Origin of the sequence: Pontibacter sp. BAB1700 (assembly GCF_000277005.1) — a bacterium.
GTDB lineage: Bacteria > Bacteroidota > Bacteroidia > Cytophagales > Hymenobacteraceae > Pontibacter > Pontibacter lucknowensis.
On the sequence record NZ_AKIS01000167.1, the window covers coordinates 1 to 4,765 of the forward strand.

Sequence of the window (4,765 nt, forward strand, 5' to 3'; positions counted from 1 at the left end):
AGCCTGTTGTGAAGTAATAGTGACGGATCGGCTCGATCTGGAAAACATCTTTGTACTGGATCAGGTCAGAGGCAGACAAACCTGCGTAGAAACGCGGTGTGTTAAAGTAGATACCCAGTTTCACATCCGGACGGTAAAACACATCTCTGCCCGCAGGGATGCTTGGATCATCCGGCACACCAAGTTCCGAACCGTCCAGCACACTCTGTACTACGCCAGCCGCTATACCTAAGCTTAGTGTTCCGCGAGCACTCACGGATATACGTGCAGCGGCATTGGCATAAGCCGAGGTGGTAGAGTAGGCACCGATCTTATCGCGGGTAAAGTTCAGGCCCAGGCCCAATCGCTCGTGGCTGGTCAGGCCGTCTACGCTCAGCGCCTGTGTAGTAGGCGCTCCGTCTATACCTGTCCATTGCGAACGGTGGAAGGCGTTGATGTTGAGTACACCTTTGGTACCGGTATAGGCCGGGTTGATGGCCATACTGTTGAAGATGTACTGCGAGTACTGCGGGTTTTGCTGGGCATTAGCTGCAAAGGTGAAGAGCAGCGCCAGCAGGGTATAAAGTATTCTCATGGTAATAAAATTTTCAAATGAATGCACTCGCTTATCGGAAGATGGTCACGTAGCCGCTGTAGTCCTGGTACTTGCCATCGCATAGCTTCACCCTTACTTTGTAGAAGTAAGTACCTTGTTCCAGCCCTTTGGCGGCCAGTCGTTTTTGTAGTTCTTCTGCTTGAACACCTCAGATCCCCAGCGGTTAAACATCACCATTTCATTGTCAGGGAACTTGTCCAGGTTCTTCACCAGCCAGGTATCGTTCTTGCCGTCACCGTTCGGGCTAAAGGCTTTCGGGAACTCCAGTTGGCCGTCAGCTACCCTGGCGTCCATGTCGATGCTGTATTCAGCAGAGCCAACGCAGCTGCCATTGTAGGCGATCACACTCACGCGGCCCATGGCAGTCGGGCTATTAGCTTTCACCTTGATGGTAGTAGTGCCCTGGCCAGACTCGATCGTGAAGTCTTCTGTTACCGTCCAGGTATAGGAAGTAGCTCCTTCTACCGGATCGGCAGTGTAGATCAGGCCTTCGCAGACGCTGCTATTGTCTGTGATGCGGGTAACTGGAGCAGGAGGCATGGTAATATCAACCTGAAGTACTGACCAGTCGCTGTTACCGCAACCGTTAACGGCGCGTACACGCACAACTCCACCTGTTTCAGCAGCAGCTACTGTAATGCTCGTGCCGTTGCTGGCCCCTTCGATCGTCAGACCACCGGTAGTTTCCCACTCGTAGGAGGTAGCGCCAGTTACAGCCTCGATGCTGAAGGAGTTGCCTGTACTGTTGAGGCACACATTCATGTTGCTGTTAATTGCTCCCGGAGTTGCCGGCTTCAGTGTTGGCGAAACAGCTACTTTGGATACAGCACCCGCACCGCAGTTTTTCACCATGTTGGTAGCGTATACCTCTATGTCACCGCTTGTCTCACCTACTGTTACGATTATGCTGGTACCAGTCAGTGTGTTGGCGCTCCAGCCCTGCGGCACTGCCCAGGTATAAGTCATGCCTGCTTCCGGAGATTGTATGCTGAACGTAAGCGTAGCCCCGATACATCCCGTCGTAGCTGTGCTGGCGATGGATGGCGCTGTTGGTTTGTTGGTTACTTTTACTTCCCGGCTGAAGGCAGCGCTTGCGTTACAATCGTTGCCGGCTTTTACGCTGATCTGTCCGCCAGTCTTGCCAGCTTTCACGCGGATGATTCTGCCGTTTTCCTCTTCGCTCACGATGGTCCAGTCAGCTGCCGGCAAGGTCCAGGTATAGCTGGTCGCTCCTGCCACTACCGGTGTGCTGAAGATTGTCTCCTCTTCCTCGCACAGGTCCAGGTTGCCGACAATGGCAGTTGGCACCGCCGGAGTTGGCGTCACAATGATGGTGGCTTCAGTTGTTGTGCTGAATCCGCAGGCGTTGGTCACTGTCAGGTATACCTTGCCACCTGCTAGGCTCTGGCCCTTAGGTCGAACACTTACGCTTGTGCCGGCATCGTTTGTGCCTTCCACAAACTCAAGGTTGCTACCAAGTGTCCACTTGTAAGTAAGTCCTTCTACTGAAGCGGCGCTCAGGGCTATACCTGTATTGCTGTTGAAGCACACGGCACCAGCTCCGGTGATAGCTACTCCAGTTGGTTCGCCGATCACATTCACCGTTGTTTCAGCCGTCTTATTAACGTCCTTGCACTGCGTGTTCACAGTTACTTCAACTTTCTGGTTGCCCAATGCGGCGCCAGCCTGAACCGTTATGGTGCTGCCGTCCTCTGACTCACTTACAGTTCTCCAGCCTTCTGGGAATTTCCATTTGTAAGTGCCACCAATCACATCCGATGTTACTTTGAACGTAAGCTCACCTCCACGGCAAACCGAAGTTGGCGCTTCTACAAATAACAGCTCAATGTTCGGATTACATTTCACATCCGGAATCACTACAACGTCCTCGTCATTGTCAGGATCAGAATCCTCATGGTCGCCTGGATCTCCTGGGTTATTTGGATCGCCTGGGTTATTCGGGTCACCCGGATTTTTCGGGTCGGTCGGATCTGTTGGGTCTGTCGTATCTCTGCTGATGATGCGAGCTATGTTGCGTACAAGGCCTGCTTTCACAAGCTGAGCATTGATAACAAGCTCAGCAGTAGCCTTTGCCTCCAGTGCAGGGATTTTGAATGCTCCGGTAGCCGGATCGTAGGAAGCACCATTGCTTACAGTGAAGTCTACCAACAGAAGACTTTCTGGCAGTTTCTCACCTACGACAATGTTCTTCTCTGATGCTGCGCCATGGTTTGTTACCACAATGCGGTACTGCACCATCTCGCCGACCATGTATTCAGCCTTGGCATTTACCAGTTCTTTTGTTACGCCTAAGTCTGGCAGCAGAATTATTACTTCTTCCTCGTTGTTATCCGGATCCTTATCATTGTCCGGTGTGCGGTCGATGATCGTGGCTACGTTGCGGATGGCACCCGTACGAACGATCTTCGCATACACAATCAGTGTAACAGAAGTGTTTCCTGCCAACGTCGGGATGTTGAATATACCTGTCGAGGCGTCGTAAGTCGTTCCTTGAGTAGCAGTATGACGCACATACTCCAGCTCCTGTGGCAACTGCTCACGCACATTAATATTTGTCTGAGGCGTAGAGGCGTTGTTTGAAACCTTGATTTCGTAGGCTACCACATCGTTTATCTTATACTCCTCCTTCGGATCAACGATTTTCTTGGTTATTCCCAGGTCAGGCAGGATGATCTCTACCTCTTCCTCATTGTCATCCGGGTCTTTATCATCAGGGCGGTCGATGATCGTGGCCACGTTGCGGATGTTGCCCGTGCTTACAATCTCAGCATATACGATTAGCGTAGCTGATGTATTACCGGCAAGTGCAGGAATGTTGTAGATGCCTGTCGTTGGATTATAGGTACTGCCAGGCGTCTCCTCGTGACGCACATATTTCAGCCCATTCGCCAGCTGCTCACTGACATTGATGTTCTTTTCTTCTTTTGAAGATGTGTTTATGATCTTGATTTCGTAGGCAATCACATCGCCCAGATTATAGCTTGATTTCTGATCAATGATGCGTTTGGTCAAGCTCAGGTTTGGAAGCACAATTTCTTCATCGTCTTCTTCATCACCTGGTTCCGGATCTGGGTTATCACCAATAATAATGACTTCGTTTCGGATATTACCTGTACCAATCACTTCAAATACCAGGCGAATGCTCTGCGTTTCATACACATCCATATCGCCAATTACCCATTCGTTTTTCTCCCGGTCGTAGCTTCCCTTTGTAGCGGGCTTTACTTCTACCAGCTTCAATCCGGTTGGGATGCGCTCTATTACAGTCACGTTGCGGGCAACACCCGGACCATTATTCTTGGCAGTAATGGTATAGGTCACGCGCGAACCCAGCGATACGTCTTTGTTATCTACATTTTTCTCTACTGTCAGGTCGGCATTCGTCACGTTCTGAAGTACAGTAGGGTTGTTTTCGAAATAAATAGTGCCCTCTATGGAGATGGCTCTGCCGTACAGGGATACACCTTTCCCGAATGTGATATCACCTGTAGCGATGATATTGCCATAAAGACTACTAGGAGCCAGGATCTCTACGTCACCGTCAACTACCCAGTAGATGTTCTTCGTCTCTACACCTACACCGGACAAGCTAAGCGCTCCCGGATTCACTCTCAGGTTACCGTCGATTTTGAAAACAAAGACTGGTGAGCTGCCACCCTGTGACACGAGTAGCGAGATACCATTGATTGTGGCATCGCCCGTGATGCTGTATACTCCAGGATAGATTTCACGCCCATTACCTAAATTGGGGTTCAGGTTTTCCACTTCCTGAAAGGCCATCAGTTCCTGGTACAGTCTGTTTGCATCGACCATTGCCTCAGCAGCCAGTTCTGTTCCTTTCTCTTTCTTGCCTGTTACTTCAAGAAATTCCTCCCCGATAATTACTTTGCCAGGCTGATGCCGATATCACCGCGGATCCATGTTTTGTCAGGGCCTTTAACGACGATTTGCTCATTGGCTAAAGCAATGAACCTGTTCACGCGGCCCAGGTTGATTTCCGTCTGCCCAAAACTAAGGGTGGTAGTGGCAGTCAGAAAAAGGGTGAGAAGCAGTAAAATTCTACTCATAGGGAATATGTAAAAAAGCGTAATAAATCAGGCATAAATATAAATGTATTTTCATAATCTTTTACTATATCCTGATACTTAT

Annotated in this window: 3 protein-coding genes; all 3 read right to left on the bottom strand. The window is 50.0% G+C overall.

Features of this window, described 5'->3' with window-relative positions:
• Positions 1-574, bottom strand: a 574-nt coding sequence (locus tag O71_RS17745) for a PorP/SprF family type IX secretion system membrane protein (RefSeq protein ID WP_040574667.1), incomplete at its 3' end; no start/stop codon positions are given.
• Positions 575-667: 93 nt separating this feature from the next.
• Positions 668-4,498 (bottom strand): ice-binding family protein, encoded by a 3,831-nt coding sequence (locus O71_RS17750; RefSeq protein WP_369750985.1) that lies wholly within the window; start codon positions 4,496-4,498, stop codon positions 668-670.
• Positions 4,498-4,683, bottom strand: a complete 186-nt coding sequence (locus tag O71_RS17755; RefSeq protein WP_007659637.1) for a hypothetical protein — start codon at positions 4,681-4,683, stop codon at positions 4,498-4,500. The genes O71_RS17750 and O71_RS17755 overlap by 1 nt, the downstream gene beginning before the upstream one ends.
• Positions 4,684-4,765 lie beyond the last annotated feature (82 nt).